The 16,428-nt window shown below is 63.6% G+C and carries 18 protein-coding genes and 1 tRNA gene; 9 read left to right on the forward strand and 10 right to left on the reverse strand.

Going from position 1 to position 16,428, the window contains the following annotated elements; translation table 11 throughout:
* Positions 1–59 precede the first annotated feature (59 nt).
* The 5 genes from hutI (at position 60) to ACSQ22_RS00610 (ending at position 4,745) form a co-directional block, all read left to right on the forward strand.
* On the forward strand, positions 60–1,343 hold the full coding sequence (hutI, locus tag ACSQ22_RS00590; RefSeq protein WP_436129092.1) for an imidazolonepropionase: 1,284 nt from the start codon (positions 60–62) through the stop codon (positions 1,341–1,343).
* Positions 1,340–2,179, forward strand: coding sequence for an alpha/beta fold hydrolase (locus ACSQ22_RS00595; protein ID WP_436129093.1), 840 nt, complete (start codon positions 1,340–1,342; stop codon positions 2,177–2,179). The genes hutI and ACSQ22_RS00595 overlap by 4 nt, the downstream gene beginning before the upstream one ends.
* Positions 2,180–2,182: 3 nt before the next feature.
* Positions 2,183–3,565, forward strand: coding sequence for a formimidoylglutamate deiminase (locus tag ACSQ22_RS00600; RefSeq protein ID WP_436129094.1), 1,383 nt, complete (start codon positions 2,183–2,185; stop codon positions 3,563–3,565).
* A gap of 21 nt (positions 3,566–3,586) precedes the next feature.
* A complete protein-coding gene (hutG, locus tag ACSQ22_RS00605) occupies positions 3,587–4,405 on the forward strand; it encodes an N-formylglutamate deformylase (RefSeq protein ID WP_436129095.1) in 819 nt (272 codons plus the stop codon).
* A gap of 130 nt (positions 4,406–4,535) precedes the next feature.
* Positions 4,536–4,745 (forward strand): hypothetical protein, encoded by a 210-nt coding sequence (locus tag ACSQ22_RS00610; protein ID WP_055394068.1) that lies wholly within the window; start codon positions 4,536–4,538, stop codon positions 4,743–4,745.
* Positions 4,746–4,805: 60 nt separating this feature from the next.
* On the opposite strand, the gene asd is transcribed toward ACSQ22_RS00610, so the two are convergent.
* From asd to ACSQ22_RS00645, 7 genes are all read right to left on the reverse strand, one after another.
* On the reverse strand, positions 4,806–5,657 hold the full coding sequence (asd, locus tag ACSQ22_RS00615) for an archaetidylserine decarboxylase (protein WP_436129096.1): 852 nt from the start codon (positions 5,655–5,657) through the stop codon (positions 4,806–4,808).
* Positions 5,658–5,719: 62 nt separating this feature from the next.
* Complete coding sequence (locus ACSQ22_RS00620; protein ID WP_436129097.1) at positions 5,720–6,433, reverse strand: ABC transporter ATP-binding protein; 714 nt, start codon at positions 6,431–6,433, stop codon at positions 5,720–5,722.
* Between the two features lies 1 nt (position 6,434).
* On the reverse strand, positions 6,435–7,208 hold the full coding sequence (locus ACSQ22_RS00625; protein ID WP_436129098.1) for an ABC transporter ATP-binding protein: 774 nt from the start codon (positions 7,206–7,208) through the stop codon (positions 6,435–6,437).
* Positions 7,201–8,199 carry a branched-chain amino acid ABC transporter permease gene (locus tag ACSQ22_RS00630; protein ID WP_436129099.1) on the reverse strand — a complete coding sequence of 333 codons (999 nt, stop codon included), beginning with the start codon at positions 8,197–8,199 and terminating at the stop codon, positions 7,201–7,203. The genes ACSQ22_RS00625 and ACSQ22_RS00630 overlap by 8 nt, the downstream gene beginning before the upstream one ends.
* A gap of 73 nt (positions 8,200–8,272) precedes the next feature.
* Positions 8,273–9,136, reverse strand: coding sequence for a branched-chain amino acid ABC transporter permease (locus ACSQ22_RS00635; protein ID WP_121420385.1), 864 nt, complete (start codon positions 9,134–9,136; stop codon positions 8,273–8,275).
* Between the two features lie 21 nt (positions 9,137–9,157).
* Entirely contained in the window at positions 9,158–9,799 is a 642-nt protein-coding gene (locus ACSQ22_RS00640; protein ID WP_121420384.1) for a LysE family translocator, read from the reverse strand.
* Between the two features lie 155 nt (positions 9,800–9,954).
* Positions 9,955–11,142: an ABC transporter substrate-binding protein gene (locus ACSQ22_RS00645; protein WP_436129100.1), complete on the reverse strand. Its 1,188-nt coding sequence runs from the start codon at positions 11,140–11,142 to the stop codon at positions 9,955–9,957.
* A gap of 481 nt (positions 11,143–11,623) precedes the next feature.
* Between ACSQ22_RS00645 and ACSQ22_RS00650 the strand changes: the two genes are divergently transcribed.
* The 4 genes from ACSQ22_RS00650 to ACSQ22_RS00665 all read left to right on the forward strand — a co-directional run bounded on the left by ACSQ22_RS00650 (position 11,624) and on the right by ACSQ22_RS00665 (position 14,583).
* The gene (locus ACSQ22_RS00650; RefSeq protein ID WP_436129101.1) at positions 11,624–12,856 is read left to right on the forward strand and encodes an HPP family protein; all 1,233 of its coding nucleotides are present in this window, start codon (positions 11,624–11,626) and stop codon (positions 12,854–12,856) included.
* Between the two features lie 226 nt (positions 12,857–13,082).
* Positions 13,083–13,334, forward strand: a complete 252-nt coding sequence (gene infA, locus ACSQ22_RS00655; protein WP_010465645.1) for a translation initiation factor IF-1 — start codon at positions 13,083–13,085, stop codon at positions 13,332–13,334.
* A 206-nt stretch (positions 13,335–13,540) separates the two neighbouring features.
* Positions 13,541–13,617: transfer RNA gene (locus ACSQ22_RS00660), tRNA-Pro, on the forward strand.
* 171 nt (positions 13,618–13,788) lie between these two features.
* Positions 13,789–14,583: a DUF1624 domain-containing protein gene (locus ACSQ22_RS00665; RefSeq protein WP_436129102.1), complete on the forward strand. Its 795-nt coding sequence runs from the start codon at positions 13,789–13,791 to the stop codon at positions 14,581–14,583.
* 151 nt (positions 14,584–14,734) lie between these two features.
* Here the strand turns inward: ACSQ22_RS00665 and ACSQ22_RS00670 are convergent, their stop codons facing one another.
* The 3 genes from ACSQ22_RS00670 to ACSQ22_RS00680 all read right to left on the reverse strand — a co-directional run bounded on the left by ACSQ22_RS00670 (position 14,735) and on the right by ACSQ22_RS00680 (position 16,410).
* On the reverse strand, positions 14,735–15,520 hold the full coding sequence (locus ACSQ22_RS00670; protein WP_436129103.1) for a foldase protein PrsA: 786 nt from the start codon (positions 15,518–15,520) through the stop codon (positions 14,735–14,737).
* A gap of 67 nt (positions 15,521–15,587) precedes the next feature.
* Positions 15,588–15,848, reverse strand: coding sequence for a BolA family protein (locus ACSQ22_RS00675; protein ID WP_055394049.1), 261 nt, complete (start codon positions 15,846–15,848; stop codon positions 15,588–15,590).
* Between the two features lie 13 nt (positions 15,849–15,861).
* Complete coding sequence (locus ACSQ22_RS00680) at positions 15,862–16,410, reverse strand: septation protein A (protein WP_055394047.1); 549 nt, start codon at positions 16,408–16,410, stop codon at positions 15,862–15,864.
* Positions 16,411–16,428: the final 18 nt, after the last annotated feature.

Consider the following 16,428-nt stretch of genomic DNA (forward strand, 5'->3'; position numbering starts at 1 on the left):
AGCGCTGGTAGCTATTATTTATATAGCATTCAACACGGAGCCCACGGGTGGGCAGGCAGATGCAACACAACGACAACCCCAGTCACCCCAATGGATGGGCCGCCAGCCAGAACGCCGATGGCGTGTGGCAGAACCTGAAACCCGCGCCCGGCCTGTGGGTGGCCGATGTGCCCGTGCTCGAGGGCCAGCCCGCCTGCGTGGTGGTGCAGCAAGGCCAGATGGCCTGGGTGGGGCCCGAGGCGCAGTTGCCTGCCGCCTACCAGGCATTGCCGCGCCATGATGCGCGGGGCGCACTCGCCACCCCCGGGCTGGTGGACTGCCACACGCACCTGGTCTATGGTGGTCAGCGTGCCAACGAATTCGCCATGCGCCTGGCCGGTGCCACCTATGAAGAAGTGGCCAAGGCGGGTGGGGGCATCGTCTCGTCGGTGAAGGCCACGCGCGCTGCCACCGAAGACGAACTCTTTGACCAGGCCGCGCCGCGCCTGCAGGCCCTGCTGGCCGAAGGCGTATGCGCCATCGAGATCAAGTCCGGCTACGGCCTGGCCTTGGAGCACGAACGCAAGCAATTGCGCGTGGCCCGCCGTCTGGGCGAAGCGTTTGGCGTGACGGTGCGCACCACCTTTTTGGGCGCGCACGCCCTGCCGCCCGAGTACGCAGGCCGCAGCCAAGCCTATGTCGATCTGGTCTGCAATGAGATGCTGCCCGCGTTGGCCACCGAGGGCCTGGTGGATGCGGTGGATGTGTTCTGCGAACGCATCGCCTTCACGCTGGCCGAAACCGAACAGGTCTTCCAGGCTGCGCTAAAGCTGGGCATTCCCGTCAAGCTGCATGCCGAGCAGCTGTCGGACATGGGCGGCTCGGCGCTGGCAGCACGCTACGGCGCGCTGTCATGCGACCACATCGAGCACCTTTCGGCCGACGGCATCGCTGCCATGAAGGCCGCAGGCACCGTGGCTGTGCTGCTGCCCGGCGCCTACTACACGCTGCGCGACACGCACCTGCCGCCGATTGCGCAGCTGCGCGAGGCCGGTGTGCCCATGGCGGTGTCCACCGACCACAACCCGGGCACATCGCCCGCGCTCAGCCTGCTGCTCATGGCCAACATGGCCTGCACGCTGTTCCGCCTGACGGTGCCCGAGGCGCTGGCCGGTATCACCACCCATGCCGCGCGCGCGCTGGGCTTGCAAGATTCCCACGGCCTCATCGCTTCTGGCAGGCCCGCCAATTTTGTGCTGTGGCCTGTGGGCGAGGCGGCCGAGCTGGCCTACTGGCTGGGCCAAAAGCCCGACTGCACCATCGTGCGGCAAGGGCGTATTGCAAGGGCAAGGAGTGAGGCATGAGCATGGCTGTATCGGAACTGCGCTTGGGCCCCATGCCCGGGCGCCAGCAAGGGCAGGGGGCGCCCGTGCTGCTGGTGCACGGTGCGCTGGCCGATGCGCGGATGTGGTCGGCCCACCAGAGCCATCTGGGTGCGCGCTGGAACACACTGGCCGTCACGCTGCGCTACTTTGGTACGGAGGCTTGGCCCGACGATGGCCCGCCCTTTGGGTTGGCCACGCATCTGGATGACCTGGTGCAGGCCATCGACGCATGGGGCCAGGGCCCGGTGCATCTGGTGGCCTGGTCGTATTCAGCACATGCCGCTTTGTACATGGCGCGGCACCACGCCACGCGGCTGCGCAGCGTGTTCGTGTACGAGCCAGGCTTTCCGACCTATCTGCAGGAGCCGGAAGCGCTGGCACGCTTTCAGGCCGACGCACAGCTCATGTACGGCCCGTTGGCCGAGGCCGTGTTGCGGAGTGATTTGGCCGCTGCTACCCGCATCCTCATGGATGCCTCGGGCCAGTCGCCGGGGTACTTTGACCGCCAGCCTGCAGAGCGGCGCGCCGTGCAACTGGACAACGCGCACACGCTGCCGCGCATCATGTCGCAGACGCCGCCGCTGCCGCTGTCTGCCACCGACCTGGCGGCCATCACGCTGCCTGTGTGCATTGCCCAGGGCGGTGACACACGCCCCGTCTTTGGCGAAGTCGCCAGCGCTGCGGCGCGTGCCATGCCGCAGGCGCGCCATCTGGTGGTGCATCAGGCCACCCATATGTGGCCTGACGAGGCGCCGCAGGCTTTTTGCGACGCACTGGAAGCCTTCTGGCGCAGCGCCTACCCTTCTGGAGCGTGATCAATGAATGAGCTGTTTGCCGCGAACGCCCTGCTGCCCACCGGCTGGGCGCGCAATGTACTGCTGCAATGGGATGAGGCTGGGCGCCTTTGCACCGTCGCACCGGATGCCGTTGTGCCACAGGGCACTCCCGTGGCCCCAGGGCCTGTGCTGCCTGGTATGCCCAATCTGCATTCGCACGCCTTCCAGCGCGCGTTTGCGGGCCTCACCGAGTACAGGGGGGAAAGCCAGGACAGCTTCTGGAGCTGGCGCAACCTGATGTACCGCTTTGCCGCACGCATCACGCCCGAGTCTCTGGAGGCCATCGCCACCTGGCTGTATGTGGAGATGCTGGAGGCTGGCTACACGTCGGTGTGCGAGTTCCATTACGTGCACCACGACCAGGATGGCACACCGTATGCCGACGATGCCACGCTGTCGGAGGCATTGCTGCGCGCAGCGCGCAACGCGGGCATGGGCATCACGCTGCTGCCGGTGCTGTACCAGACCAGCGGGTTTGGCGCCAAGCCGCCGCGTGCAGACCAGGCCCGGTTCATCCGCAGCACGGACAACATGCTCTCATTATTGGAGCGGCTCACGCCCGCTGCACAGGCGCAAGGGGCCGTTTTGGGTCTTGCACCGCACTCGCTGCGTGCGGTGCCGCCCGACAGCCTGGCCGCTGCTGTGCAGGGCCTCACGGCGCTTAACCCCGAGGCCCCTATCCACATCCACATTGCTGAGCAAACGCAGGAGGTGGATGACTGCATTGCCTGGAGCGGCCTGCGCCCTGTGCAGTGGCTGCTGGAGCACGCGCCGGTGGATGAGCGCTGGTGCCTGGTGCATGCCACGCACATGACGCCGCAGGAATACGCCGATGCTGCCCGCACGGGTGCCGTGGCTGGCATCTGCCCCACCACGGAAGCCAACCTGGGCGACGGCATCTTCGACATGCCGCTGTGGCTGCAGCACGGCGGCCGCTGGGGCGTGGGCTCTGACAGCCATGCCTGCGTGAACGCGGCCGAGGAACTGCTGATGCTCGAATACGGCCAGCGCCTGTCGCTGCGCCAGCGCAATGTGCTTGCCAATGCAGCGCAGCCCGAAGTTGCGACGGCCATGACCTTGCAGGCCGTTGCAGGCGGGTCGCAGGCCGCAGGGCGCGCCATTGGCGGCATCGCAGTGGGGCAGCAGGCCGACCTGGTGGCTCTCAATGCGCAGCATGTGGCGCTGCGCGATCTGCCCGCGCACAGCATGCTGTCGGCCCATGTGTTTGGCAGCCACCGCACCTCCGCCATTGACAGTGTGTGGGTGGCGGGCCAGCGGCGCATCGCTGCTGGCCGGCACGCACTGCACGATGGTGCTGCCCATGCGTTTGTGACCGCGCGTTCCGCCACCATCGCGCCAGATTGAACCCATACCTTTGGATTTGTGATGACTGATACCTCTCCACCACCTTTTGTTCTCTACCCGGGCACCGCACCGCTGCTGGTGTCCATGCCCCACGCGGGCACCTACGTGCCCCCGGCGCTGGCGGCGCGCTTTACCGACGAGGCCCGCCAGGTGCCCGACACCGACTGGCATATGGAGCGGCTGTATGGCTTTGCCAAAGACTTGGGTGCCTCTGTTCTTGTGGCCACGCATTCGCGGTATGTGGTCGATCTGAACCGCCCGCCTGACGGCACCAGCCTGTATCCCGGCCAGAGCGTCACCGGCCTGTGCCCGGTCGATACCTTTGATGACACGCCCATCTACGCCCAAGGGGATGTGCCGGATGATGCTGAGGTGGCGGCGCGGCGCGATGCGGTGTGGGTGCCATACCATGCACAACTGCGTGCCGAGCTGGACCGCATCAGGGCCCGGCATGGCGTGGCGGTGCTGTGGGACGCCCACTCGATCCGCTCAGTGCTGCCGCGCTTTTTTGAGGGCAAGCTGCCCGACCTGAACCTGGGCACGGCCAATGGCGAAAGCTGCAACCCCGCCCTGGCGCAAGAACTGCTGTCGATTGCACAACAAGCCACTGGCTACACCGCCGTACTCAACGGCCGTTTCAAAGGCGGGCACATCACACGCCACTACGGCCAGCCGGAGCAGGGCATCCATGCCATCCAGCTGGAAATGACACAGTGCAGCTACATGCAGGAGGCCTTGCCATTTGACTATCTGCCTGAGGTTGCGGCGCGTGTCCAGCCCCATCTGCAGCGCATGTTGACTGCGGCGCTGGCCTTCGCCACGTCAGCATCAAAGGCTTGAGCTTGCTCAAGCTTGTGAGCTAGCCCTCTCACTGTTGATGGGGGTTCGGTGCTACCATGGGTCAGCGGTCCGCATCTGGCCGCTGAGAGGGCTCCCTGTTGGCCCACTCAAGCGGAAGGAGCCGCACCCCATGGATCCAACCGCCTATTACTACATGCCCCATTTCAAGCCTGGCGCTTCCGTCCAGTGGAAGCAGCAGCGCGAAACGGTCAGCCATGTGGTCATCCGCCGCAATGCGCTGATGATCTATCTGGTGGGCAACGACACTGCCGTGCACCCCGACACCCTGCAACTGGCCCCCACCGCGTTTCAGCTGACGCGCGTCCCGGACCGGATCTGACGGGCTGGTGCACAGGGCAGGGTGCTTACCACCCTTTGCCTGTCGCAAGGCTGCGGTCGCTCAGACCGCCCCGCGCTGTGCCATGGCCTCGCCCAGCTGAATCGCCCGCATCGGAGCCCACTGCGGGTTGAATTGCAATGGCCCCTGGGGAAACAACATCACCACCGTGGAGCCGAGCAGGAAGCGGCCCATTTCTTCACCCTGCTGCAGGCTGACCTGACCTTTGGCGTAGTCCCACTGCCGCAGCGTGCCCGTGCGTGGCGGGTTGACCTGCCCGTGCCACACGGTGGCCATGCTGCCCACGATGGTGGCGCCCACCAGCACCAGCACAAAGGGCCCCTGGGCCGACTCAAAAAAGCACACCACGCGTTCATTGCGCGCGAACAGGCCGGGCACACCTCGTGCCGTGGTCGGGTTCACCGAAAACAGATCGCCCGGCACATGCACCATGCGCGTCAGCTCGCCCGCGCAGGGCATGTGGATGCGGTGGTAGTCGCGCGGGCTGAGGTACAGCGTGGCGAAGTGGCCGTTGTCAAAACGGGCTGCTGCTTCCGCATCGCAGCCCACCAAGGCGGTGGTGGAGTAGGTGTGCCCCTTGGCCTGGAAAATCTGGTCCTTCGCAATGGGGCCAAACTGGCTGATGGCGCCATCCACGGGGCAGATCAGGTCTGCCGCCGCCAGCGGGCGGGCCCCGGGTTTCAACGCACGCGTGAAGAAGTCGTTGAACGATGCGTAGCTGGTGATGTCGGGGTTGGCAGCCTCGGCCATGTTGACGTTGTAGCGGGCCACAAAGCGGCGGATCACCGAGGTGGTCAGTCCGCCCAACTGGGCCGACGCAAATTTGCCAGCCAGGGTGGTCAGTGCCTGCTTGGGCAGGAGGTATTGCGGCAGAACTGCCAGGCGATCGGACACGGGCGAACCCCTCGAAGACGAAAGCGGACGATTCTATCGGCGGGGCGCCATCGGCCGCATTCTTATACCCCGAGGTACTGGTCCAGCAGTTGCGGCTGCGCGTGCAATGCGTCGGAGCTGCCCTCGAACACCACCTGGCCCTTGACCAGGATGATGTTGCGGTCTGTGATCTGCGTGACGTGTTTCCAGTTTTTGTCCACGATGACGCTGCTGATGCCGCTGTCCTTGATCAGGCTGCAGATGCGCCAGATCTCGCGGGCGATCAGCGGGGCCAGGCCTTCGGTGGCCTCGTCGAGGATGAGCACATCCGGGTTGGTCATCAGCGCGCGGCCAATGGTCAGCATCTGCTGCTCGCCCCCGCTGAGCTGCTGGCCGCCGTGGCCGAGGCGCTCCTGCAGGCGCGGGAAGGTCTCCAGCACACGCTCGTAGGTCCAGTCGCGCTGGCCGCGTGTGCCGGCGCGCGCGGCCATCTGCAGGTTCTCGACCACGCTCAGGTTGCCAAAAATGCCACGGCCTTCCGGCACGTAAGCGATTCCCAGGCGCGCCACCTCGTAGGGTGGCTTGCCCGTCATATCGCGGCCCGCTACGGCCACGCTGCCAGAGCGGGGCTTGACCAGGCCCATCAGGGACTTGAGCAGGGTGCTCTTGCCCATGCCGTTGCGGCCCATGAGGCCGATGGTCTCGCCCTGGCCCACGGTGAAATCAATGCCGTGCAGGACGTGGCTGCTGCCGTAGAAGGTGTGGATGCCCTTGGCATCAATCCATGGTGCGCTCATCTCAGTGATCCTCCCCCAGGTAAGCGGCTTGCACTGTGGGGTCGGCGCGCACCTCGGGCGGTGTGCCATGGGCGATCACTTCGCCGTTGACCATCACCGTGAGGTGGTCGGCCAGCGCAAACACGGCATCCATGTCGTGCTCCACCAGCATGATGGCGTGGGCGGGTTTGAGGCGCTGCAGCAGCTCGACCATGCGCTCGGCCTCGGCCACGCCCATGCCCGCCAGGGGCTCGTCCAGCAGCAACACCTGGGGCTCCGTGGCCAGGGTCATGGCGATCTCCAACTGGCGCTGCTCGCCGTGGCTCATGGCGCCGGCAATCGCCATGCGCCGGTCTTTCAAGCCAGAAAGCTCGATAGCGCTTTCCAGGCGGGCGTTGGTAGCGCTGTTTTTGATAGTGTTTGCACGTGTGTCCAGCCACCAGCGCAGCGGGTTCCAGGGCTGCTGCGCATCGCGCGACTGCGCGGCCAGTCGCACGTTTTCATGCACTGTGAGCGGCAAAAAGATGTTGGTTTTTTGGTAGCTGCGCCCCAGGCCCTGGCGCGAGATGCGTTCGGGCGCCCAGCCGGTCACATCGGTGCTGCCAAGTTGCACTTGGCCCGCGCTCGGTGGAAGGTCGCCCGAGAGCAGGTTGGTCAGTGTGGACTTGCCCGCGCCGTTGGGGCCGATCACGGCATGGATCTGACCACGCCACAGGTCCAACGATACGCCGTTGACAGCGGCCAGGCCTCCGAAGCGTTTGGTGAGCTGGCGGGCCGAGAGCAGAGCATCAGCCATGGTGAGAATCCTCCTGCGCCTTGGCGGCCCGGCGCTGCCCCAGCACGCCCAGCAGCCCGCGCGGTGCTGCCACCACCACCAGCACGATGAAGCTGCCCATCAGCAGTTGCCAGTGTTTGGTGATGTCCTTGAACACATGCAGGAGATACTCAAAGGCAAAGGCGCCCACGATGGCCCCGGCAAAATTGCCCATGCCACCCAGGATGATCATCATGATGGCGTGGGCGCTCATGTGAAAGCCCATCAGCTCCGGGTTCACATAGCCTGTCTGCGCGCCCCATAAGTAGCCTGCCAGCCCGGCAAGCGCACCTGCCACGGTGAACGCGGTGAGTTTGTAGCCGCGCGTGCCAAAACCCATGGCGCGCATGCGATGTTCGTTAATGCGAATGCCCGACAGGGCACGGCCCAGCGGGCTCCAGAGCAGGCGGCGCAGCAGTGCGTAGACGATGACCACCAGCGCCAGCGTGAAGTAGTAGAAGGTCTTGCGGCCTTCGAGGTCAAAAGGCAGCCAGCCAAAGATGGAGGCATCGGGCCGGAAGTTGATGTACAGCCCGTCCGAGCCGCCCAGCACCTTGTTGTCGAAGAACAGGTAGAACACCATCTGCGCGAACGCCATCGTGACCATGATGAAGTAGATGCCGTGCGTGCGGACCACAAAGAAGCCGATGACTAGCGCCACCAGCCCGGCACCCGCCACCGCCAGGGGCAGCGACCACCACAGGCTCACCGGCATATCGGCGGGTGTGAGAAAGGCGAGCGCATAGCCCGCCACCCCAAAGTAGGCGGCGTGGCCCAGCGACACCAGGCCGGTCACGCCCTGCAGCAGATCCAGGCTCATTGCGAAGATGGCCATGATCATCATGCGTGTGACCATCTGCACGTAGAAATCACTGCCGACGACCGGGAACAGCAGCAGCGCAGCCAGCCCCAGTGCCAGCGCGAATTGCACGCTGCGCGGCAACACTTCGATATGGGCGCGGGGGGTGCTCATAGGGGGGCGCCGGGCTGTGAAGCGTGTATGGCGTGGGAAGAGCGCGAAGTGACAGTGGCAAGCATCGGGGTCATCATTGTTTGAACAGGCCTTCGGGTTTCCACAGCAGCACGGCCGCCATCAGCATGTAGACCAGCATTCCGGCCATCGATGGCAGCAACACCTTGCCAAAGGTGTCCACCAGCCCCACAAGCAGGGCCGAGATCAGGGCGCCACGCACGGAACCTATGCCGCCGATCACCACCACCACAAAACACATGATGAGAACGGACGAGCCCATGTTGGGATAAACGCTGGATACCGGCGCGGCCACCATGCCGGCAACGGCCGCCAGGCCCACGCCCAGCGCAAAGACGATGGCGTGGATCAGCTTGATGTTCACCCCCAGCGATTCGGCCATGTCGCGGTTGAAGGCGCCCGCGCGGATCTTCATGCCCAGCCGCGTTTTGGAGATCAGCAGGTACAGGCCCAGCGCCAGCGCCATGCACACGCCGGAGATGAACAGCCGGTAGACCGGGTAGGAAAGGGTGTCGGTGAGCGGAATGGACCAGTCCAGCATCGCTGGAATCGGGACGCCGTGCACGTCGTCCCCCCAGAGGATGGAGCGCAGTTCCTCAAAGATGTAGATGAGGCCGAAGGTCAGCAGCACCTGGTCCAGGTGGTCGCGGTGGTAGAAGTGGCGAAACAGCAACCACTCCAGCGCCAGGCCAAACAACACGGCCAGCACGGCACCCCCCAGGATGGCCAGCGTGAGGCTGCCAAAGTGGCCCGACAGCGAATAGCCCAGGTAAGCCCCCAGCATGTAAAAGCTGCCGTGCGCCAGATTCACCACCCCCATGATTCCGAAAATCAGCGTGAGGCCGGCGGCCAGCATGAACAGCAGCAGCCCGTACTGCACGCTGTTGAGCAACTGGATCAGGAAAGTGGCGAAGTCCATGGTGGGCAAACAGACAGGGGATCAGGTAGCGCGGCGTGTCGCCAGCAAAAGGGTGCCCATCAACGTGAACAGGCCGCCCGAAATGCGGTTGAACCAGCGCATGCGTGCGCCAGAGCGCAAAACGGGTGCCAGCCGTGCTACACCCAGTGCACACAGCGTGAGAACCGTGAATTCGAAAGCCACAAAGGTGCTTGCCAGCACGGCAAACTGCGGCGCCCATGCGGCGGTCGGGTCCAGAAACTGGGGGAAGAACGCCGTGAAGAACAGCAGGGCCTTGGGGTTGCTGCCGCCCACGATCAGACCCTGGATGTAGAGCTTGCGCGCGGGCACCACGGCCTTGGTCTGCGTGCCGTTGGCGGGCATCTCGTCAAACACCGTGGTCTGGCTGCGAAATGTCTTGATGCCAAGCCAGATCAGATACGCCGCGCCGGCAGCCTTGAGCACCCAGAAGGCGGTTTCCGATGCCGCCAGCAATGCGCCAAGGCCCAGGGCCGAAAGCAGCATGGTGCCCAGCACTGCCGTCACGCTGCCTGCAGCAGCGGCGAGGGCCTTGCGCGGGCCGTGCTGCAGAGAATTGGTCATGCACATGAGCATCGTCGGGCCGGGTGAAAGAACCAGCAGGGCCACTGCGGCGAGGTAGAGCAGGTAGGTACTGAGCGACATAGGATTGGGTGGAGGGCAAGGTGGCCGCAAAGTCCGGGCGCACAGCAGACAGGCCTGCCATGGCGGCAGTCCATCAATGCATTGTGTCAAAGCTGCGGGGCGAACCGGACCCGAGGTCCAGCACGCGCAGTGGCCCGGGCAGTGGGGTTAGCGCGTCAGCCCATGCGGCAGCCGGCACCGCTGTCGGCCAGGGCCTTGGCGGCAATGCCAATCACCTTGTTTTCCTTGTTGTCGACGCGGCGCAGGTAGATGTCCTGCACGGGGTTGTGTGCCTTGCTCATCGTCCACTTGCCGCGCGGGCTGTCGATGGTGGCGCTTTCCATCGCCTTGATGACGGCAGCCTTGGCGGACAGGTCGCCCTTGACGGCGTTGGCACCCTGCACCAGCAGGAGGCCGGTATCGTAGCCTTGCACGGCGTACACGTCGGGCTGGCTGCGGAAGGCCTTGGCGTATTCCAGGCGGAATTGCTTGTTGCGCGGTGTGTCCAGCGAGTCGCTGTAGTGCATGGTCGTGATGATGCCTTCGGCAGCGGGGCCGGCGGCGTCCAGCACGCCTTCGGTGAGGAAGCCCGAGCCGTATAGCGGAATCTTGTCCTTGAGGCCTGCGGCCGCATAGTCCTTGATGAACTTGGCAGCACCGCCGCCCGCGAAGAAGCAGGCCACGGCGTCGGGCTTGAGGGCGGCGATTTCGGTCAGCAGCGCCTGGAATTCCACGTTGGGGAAGGGCAGGCCCAGTTCCTTCACGATGGTGCCGCCGGCTGCGGTGTAGCTTTGCTTGAAGCCTTCGAAGGCTTCGTCCCCTGCCGCGTATTTCCAGGTGATCCACACAGCCTTCTTGTGGCCCTTTTCGACCATGGCTTTGCCCAGGGCCAGCGTGGGCTGGGAATTGCTGAACGAAGTACGGAAAACGTTGGGGGCACACAGTGCGCGCGTGGCGGCATGCACGCCGGCGTTGGGAATCAGGTTGAGAACCCCCGTATCGCGCGCCACCTTCTGAATGCCCATCTGCACACCTGAATGCACGGTGCCAATCAGCACATCCACCTTGTCGCGCTGCACCAGCTTGCTCGCGTTCTCGACACCCTTGCTGGGCTCGGACTCGTCGTCCACCTTGAACCATTCGATCTCGCGACCGCCGAGCTTGCCACCCTGCTGGTCTATGGCCAGGCGCACGCCGTTTTCGATGGCGACCCCCAGTTGTGCAAAGGTACCGGTGTAGGGCAGCATGAAGCCCACGCGCACCTTGCCGCTTTGCGCACGCACGATGGAGGGCAGCAACAGCCCTGTAGATGCGGCGCCCACGAGGGCGGCGCTACGGCTGATGACGAGGCGGCGGGTGGTCATTGGACTTGTCTCCTTTGTTTAGGCTTAAAGTAATTTACTGCAAGCATTCGGTGGTGAATACCTATGGGTTACCCGTACCGTTGGGCAAGGGGCTCCCGCATTGCGAGGTGCCCGAGGACTGCAACCGGGCCCGGCGGCAGAGGCTCGCCGATGATGGGTTTACCAAGGGCTGCTTGACGGACATAGAACCAAGTTCATGAATTAAAGTGCAGTTTTGTGCTTTTTGTGCAGTATAGATCGTGTGATTTTTGCTGTGGGCAGCTATTTGAGCCTCCGGTATCAGTAGTTTCGAGCATAGGCACGGTTCTAAGAGCCGTGACGGGTCGTTTGGCCGCGAGTGCAGTGGCTCTCTGGGTGGGAGTGCTTCAATGCCCTGCAAAATGGAGGCATGGGTGACGCTGGAGACCGGTGTTGCCAGCTCTTGAAGGGGGTGCGCCCCGTCTCGCCGGAAGGCGGCAAACCGCATGTTTCCGATTGCTTCATGCCCCTTTCATCACCCCCATCTTCATCGTCCAGTTCCCAGTCCATGCGGGTGCGTCTAGCCCGGTGGTTGCGCCATTTCTGGCCCGCACCGTTAGGTATCGACGGACGCGAAAGGCTTCGCTTCATTGTGGGCGCCGTGATCGGTGTACTGGTGACGGGATTGCTCAGCCGCTGGTGGGCAGGGGGAAGCAGCGCAGGTCCCTGGATGGTGGCATCGCTGGGGGCGAGTGCGGTCCTGGTGTTTGGCATGCCGTCCAGTCCACTGGCCCAGCCCTGGCCGGTCCTGGGAGGAAGTACTTTGTCTGCGCTGGTGGGCGCCGTTTGCTCCGCGTTCATCCCGGACCCGGCACTTGCAGGGGCGGTTGCGGTGGGGTTGGCTATTGCGCTGATGGTGCCCCTGCGTTGCCTGCATCCACCGGGCGGAGCAATGGCGCTGTATGTCGTGTTGACCGCGGGGGACGGGTGGCATCTGGCCGCATTTCCCATCCTGTTCAATGTGATCGTTCTCTTGGTCTCGGCCGTGGTCTACAACGGCCTGACAGGGCGCCGGTACCCCCATCCTCAGCGGATGGCGGCCCGAACCGATATTGCTCAGGGCGCTTTTACCGCCTCGGATGTGGATGCAGCGTTGGCACACTACAACCAGGTGCTGGACGTGAGCCGTGCCGATCTGGAAGGGCTGTTGCACTTGGCGGGCCGTGCAGCCTTCCAGCGGACGCTGGGGGAGGTTCGCTGTTCGGACATCATGTCCAGGCCACCGTTTGCGGTGGAGGCGGGGGTTTCCCTTAAAGACGCCTGGGCGTTGATGCGTGCCCAGCAGATCAAGGCGCTGCCCGTGGTGGATGCCCAACGCCTGGTGGTAGGTATCGTGACGGTGGCGGACTTCATGCGGCTGGCCAACCTGGATATGCATGAAGGTTTGGGGCAGCGTTTGCGGACACTGGTCATGGGGCGTACGGGGCAGCCCCAAAATGTGGGCGAAATCATGTCGCACCCGGTCCAGGTGGCCCACGTGGGGCAGCACGCCATGGATCTCGTCCCTCTGTTTTCCCAGGGCGGGCACCACCATATTCCCATTGTGGAGAGCGAGGGCCGTCTGGTAGGGGTGATCACACAGACGGACCTTGTGCGGACGTTGGCAGCAGCTGTGCAAGGGCGCGACGAGGGAGGCTCTGCGGGTCCCACCTCGGTGCGCGGGCGTGCGCCGACCGAAGAGCAAGCTTCCCCATAGGCAAGACACGGTACATCGCGGTACAATTGACAGGCTTTGCACAGTGCTTATGCCTGTCCATTGAAGCCGTCTCCCCCGGCCCTCTGCCTGATCTGCGCCCCGGGTGCAGCGACTCCCACCGCCCGCAATGCACCGTGTGTCGAGCACCGACCACGCCGTAGCTGCCGTGGTGGATGCACAAGCGTCAGGTGCCGATCACAGAATATTTGTTTTGAAAAGATAGAACATGGCCAAAGAAGAACTCATTGAAATGCAAGGCTCCGTGACGGAAGTCCTTCCCGACTCGCGCTTTCGCGTGACGCTGGACAACGGTCACCAACTGATCGCCTACACGGGCGGCAAGATGCGCAAGCACCACATCCGCATTCTGGCGGGTGACAAGGTGTCGCTGGAAATGTCGCCCTACGATCTGTCCAAAGGACGCATCACGTTCCGCCATCTGGCCGGTCGCGGTCCCGGCCCTTCGGGCAATCGTTGATATTCGGCCCCGGGGAGACACGGACTGGCGCTTGCTTGTTCCGGCTCTTGGGGCAACCGGTTTCTTGTGTTCCTTCATCTGCGCACTGTTTCTCCCAGAGGCGGTGCTTTCCCGGTTCAGGTCTTCGCACCGTGCTTTTAAAAAAATCACAAAAAGCACGCGTTGAACCAAAAACAGGGAAATTGCCGGGTTAGAATACGAGCTGTCGGAGCGTAGCGCAGCCTGGTAGCGCATCTGCTTTGGGAGCAGAGGGTCGCGAGTTCGAATCCCGCCGCTCCGACCAATGTTTGAAGGCCTTGCAGCACATGCTGCAAGGCCTTTTTTCTTGCCCGCATTTTTTTTGCTTGTTGGCGTGTATGGTTCGACCCGCGTGGCAAGACGGAGTTGGATTTGCGTACCATCGGGCCCATAGGGCGGGCAAGTATCCGCACCGACACCTTCCGCTGGTATTGCCATGAACCGTGCGCTTCCCTTGCCGCCTGCCCCGTTCTCCTCGCTCCAGCCGTCACCACGTTATGACAGCGTAGATGCATTGCGCGGCCTGGCAATGGTGTGGATGACGGTCTTCCACTTTTGCTTTGACCTGAGCCATCTGGGCTTCTGGCCGCAGAATTTCCGCGCCGACCCATTCTGGACCTCGCAGCGGACGGTGATCGTGAGCTTGTTCCTGTTCTGCGCCGGGCTGGGGCAGGCCATTGCGCTGCACCAGGGACAGGGGTGGGCTCGGTTTGGTCGGCGGTGGTTGCAGATCGCTGGTTGCGCGCTGCTGGTGTCTGCGGGGTCGTTCGTGATGTTTCCCCACAGCTTCATCCATTTTGGCGTGCTGCATGGCATGGCCGTAATGCTGCTCATTGCCCGGTGTACCGCAGGGTGGGGGCGGTGGTTGTGGCTTGCCGGGTTGGTGGCTGTGGCGTTGCCATCGGTAGCGCACCAGCTTTTGGCGGGTGCCTGGGCCGACGCTGCGCCCTGGTTCAATGGGCGCGCGCTCAACTGGATGGGTCTGGTGTCGCGCAAGCCTTTTACCGAAGACTACGTACCCGTGCTGCCGTGGTTGGGGGTGTTGTGGTGGGGGCTGGCTGCCGGCCAATGGGCAATGGCTGCGGGTCGGGGCCACTGGCTGGGGTGGCGGGTTCCCCAAGGCTTGCAGCCGCTGGCACTGCTGGGGCGGTGGAGCCTGAGCTATTACATGGTGCACCAGCCGGTCATGATTGGGCTGCTGATGGCGGTAGCCTGGATAACGAAGGGTTAGTGGGCCGGGGACCGCTCTGGGGTCTGCACCCATAGGCCCCGCTGCCGCTCCGGTCACCGTGGGGCGGTTTTCCACCCGCCCATAAAAAAACGCGGCCTGGGCCGCGTTTTTTGAGTGCATTGCCAAAGCAGATGCGCAGTTGCCTTGCCAGTTACTCGACCTTGGCCTTGGCGCGCAGGTCTTCCTGGAACTTGGCCAGCTTCTGCTGTTGCAGCTGCTGGGCCACCTGGGGCTTCACTTCTTCCAGCTTGGGCAGTTCTGCCTGGCGCACGTCGTCCAGGCGGATAACGTGCCAGCCGAACTGGCTCTTCACGGGAGCGTCGGTCATCTTGCCCTTTTGGAGCTTGACCAGGGCTTCCGTGAATTCGCTCACGTAGCTCGAAGGATTGGCCCAATCCAGGTCGCCACCCTTGGCGCCAGAACCTGGGTCCTTGGACTGCTTCTTGGCGATGTCTTCAAACTTGGCGCCCTTCTTGATGGAGGCGATGATGGCCTTGGCATCCGCTTCCTTTTCCACCAGGATGTGGCTGGCCTTGTATTCCTTGCCGCTGTTGGCTGCCACGAACTTGTCGTACTCAGCCTGGATCTCGGCGTCGGTCACAGGGTTCTTTTTCTGGTAGTCGGCGAACAGTTCGCGGATCAGAATGGTCTGGCGGGCCAGATCCATTTGTGCCTTGTAGTCTGCCGAGCCTTCCAGGCCGCGCTTTTGCGCTTCCTGCATGAAGATTTCGCGGGTGATGACTTCTTCCTTGATCTGGCCTTCGATGTCAGGCGTCACAGGACGGCCCGAGCGTTCCACCTGCTGCTTGAGAGCTTCAACGCGCTCTTTTGGCACGGCCTTGCCATTGACGATGGCGATATTCTGGGCGGAAACGGGCAGGGCCAACGTGCCCAGCACGGCAGCGGCCACGAGGCCGGACAGGAGCTGTTTCTTCATGCGGAATCCAAAAAATGAGAGGTTGTTTGCCAGCTGAGTTCCGGCAACAGAGGATATGGGGGCCGGTTCAGAGAACTTCAATGGCGAGGGCGTGAACGCCTTGGTCAATAAATTCTTGCAGCGCATCATACACAAGGCGATGCTGTGCGACGCGGGGCTTGCCTGTAAACAAAGGTGACGAAATGCGCACCCGAAAATGGGTGCCAAAGCCGGTGCCGTTAGCGCCCGCGTGCCCTGCATGGGCGGCACTTTCATCAAGCACTTCCAGGGCGGTGGGTGTAAGACGGTCCGCCAGGGTCTGGTGCATTTGCTGAGCGAGGGAGGTCATGGCAGGTTGTCCTTCAGGCAGCAGGCTCGTCGCCTTCGTCGCCCTTGATGTGGGGCGCCACATAGATGCCCTGGCCCACCAGGAAGACCAGCGGGAAGGCGTAGCCCCAGAGCTTGAAATCCACCCAGGCCTCGGTGCTGAAGTTGACGACGACATACGCGTTGATGGCCGACATGAAGGCGCAGTACACGATCCAGGCGACGTTCAGCCGGTGCCACACGCTCTCCGGCAGCGTCAGCTGGCTGCCCAGCAGCATCTTGAGGAAGTTCTTCTTCATGGCCCACACCGCCACCGCGAGGGCGATGGACATGGCGCCGTAGAGCACCGTGGGCTTCCACTTGATGAAGCGGTCGTCCTGCAGCACCAGCGTGAGCGTGCCGAACAGCAGGATCAGCACCAGGGTGACCTTGTGCATGGTCTGCAGGCGCCGGTCGATGGCGTAGATCAGCGCCATTTGAGCGACCGTGGCACCCATCAGCACTGCAGTGCCCACATAGATGCCATAGAACTTGTAGGCCCCGAAGAACAGCAGGATGGGGAAGAAGTCGATCAGAATTTTCATGGGGTCAGGGGGCGGGTC

It is taken from the genome of Acidovorax sp. LjRoot38 (assembly GCF_964252975.1).
In the GTDB taxonomy this organism is placed as follows: Bacteria; Pseudomonadota; Gammaproteobacteria; order Burkholderiales; family Burkholderiaceae_C; genus Acidovorax; species Acidovorax facilis.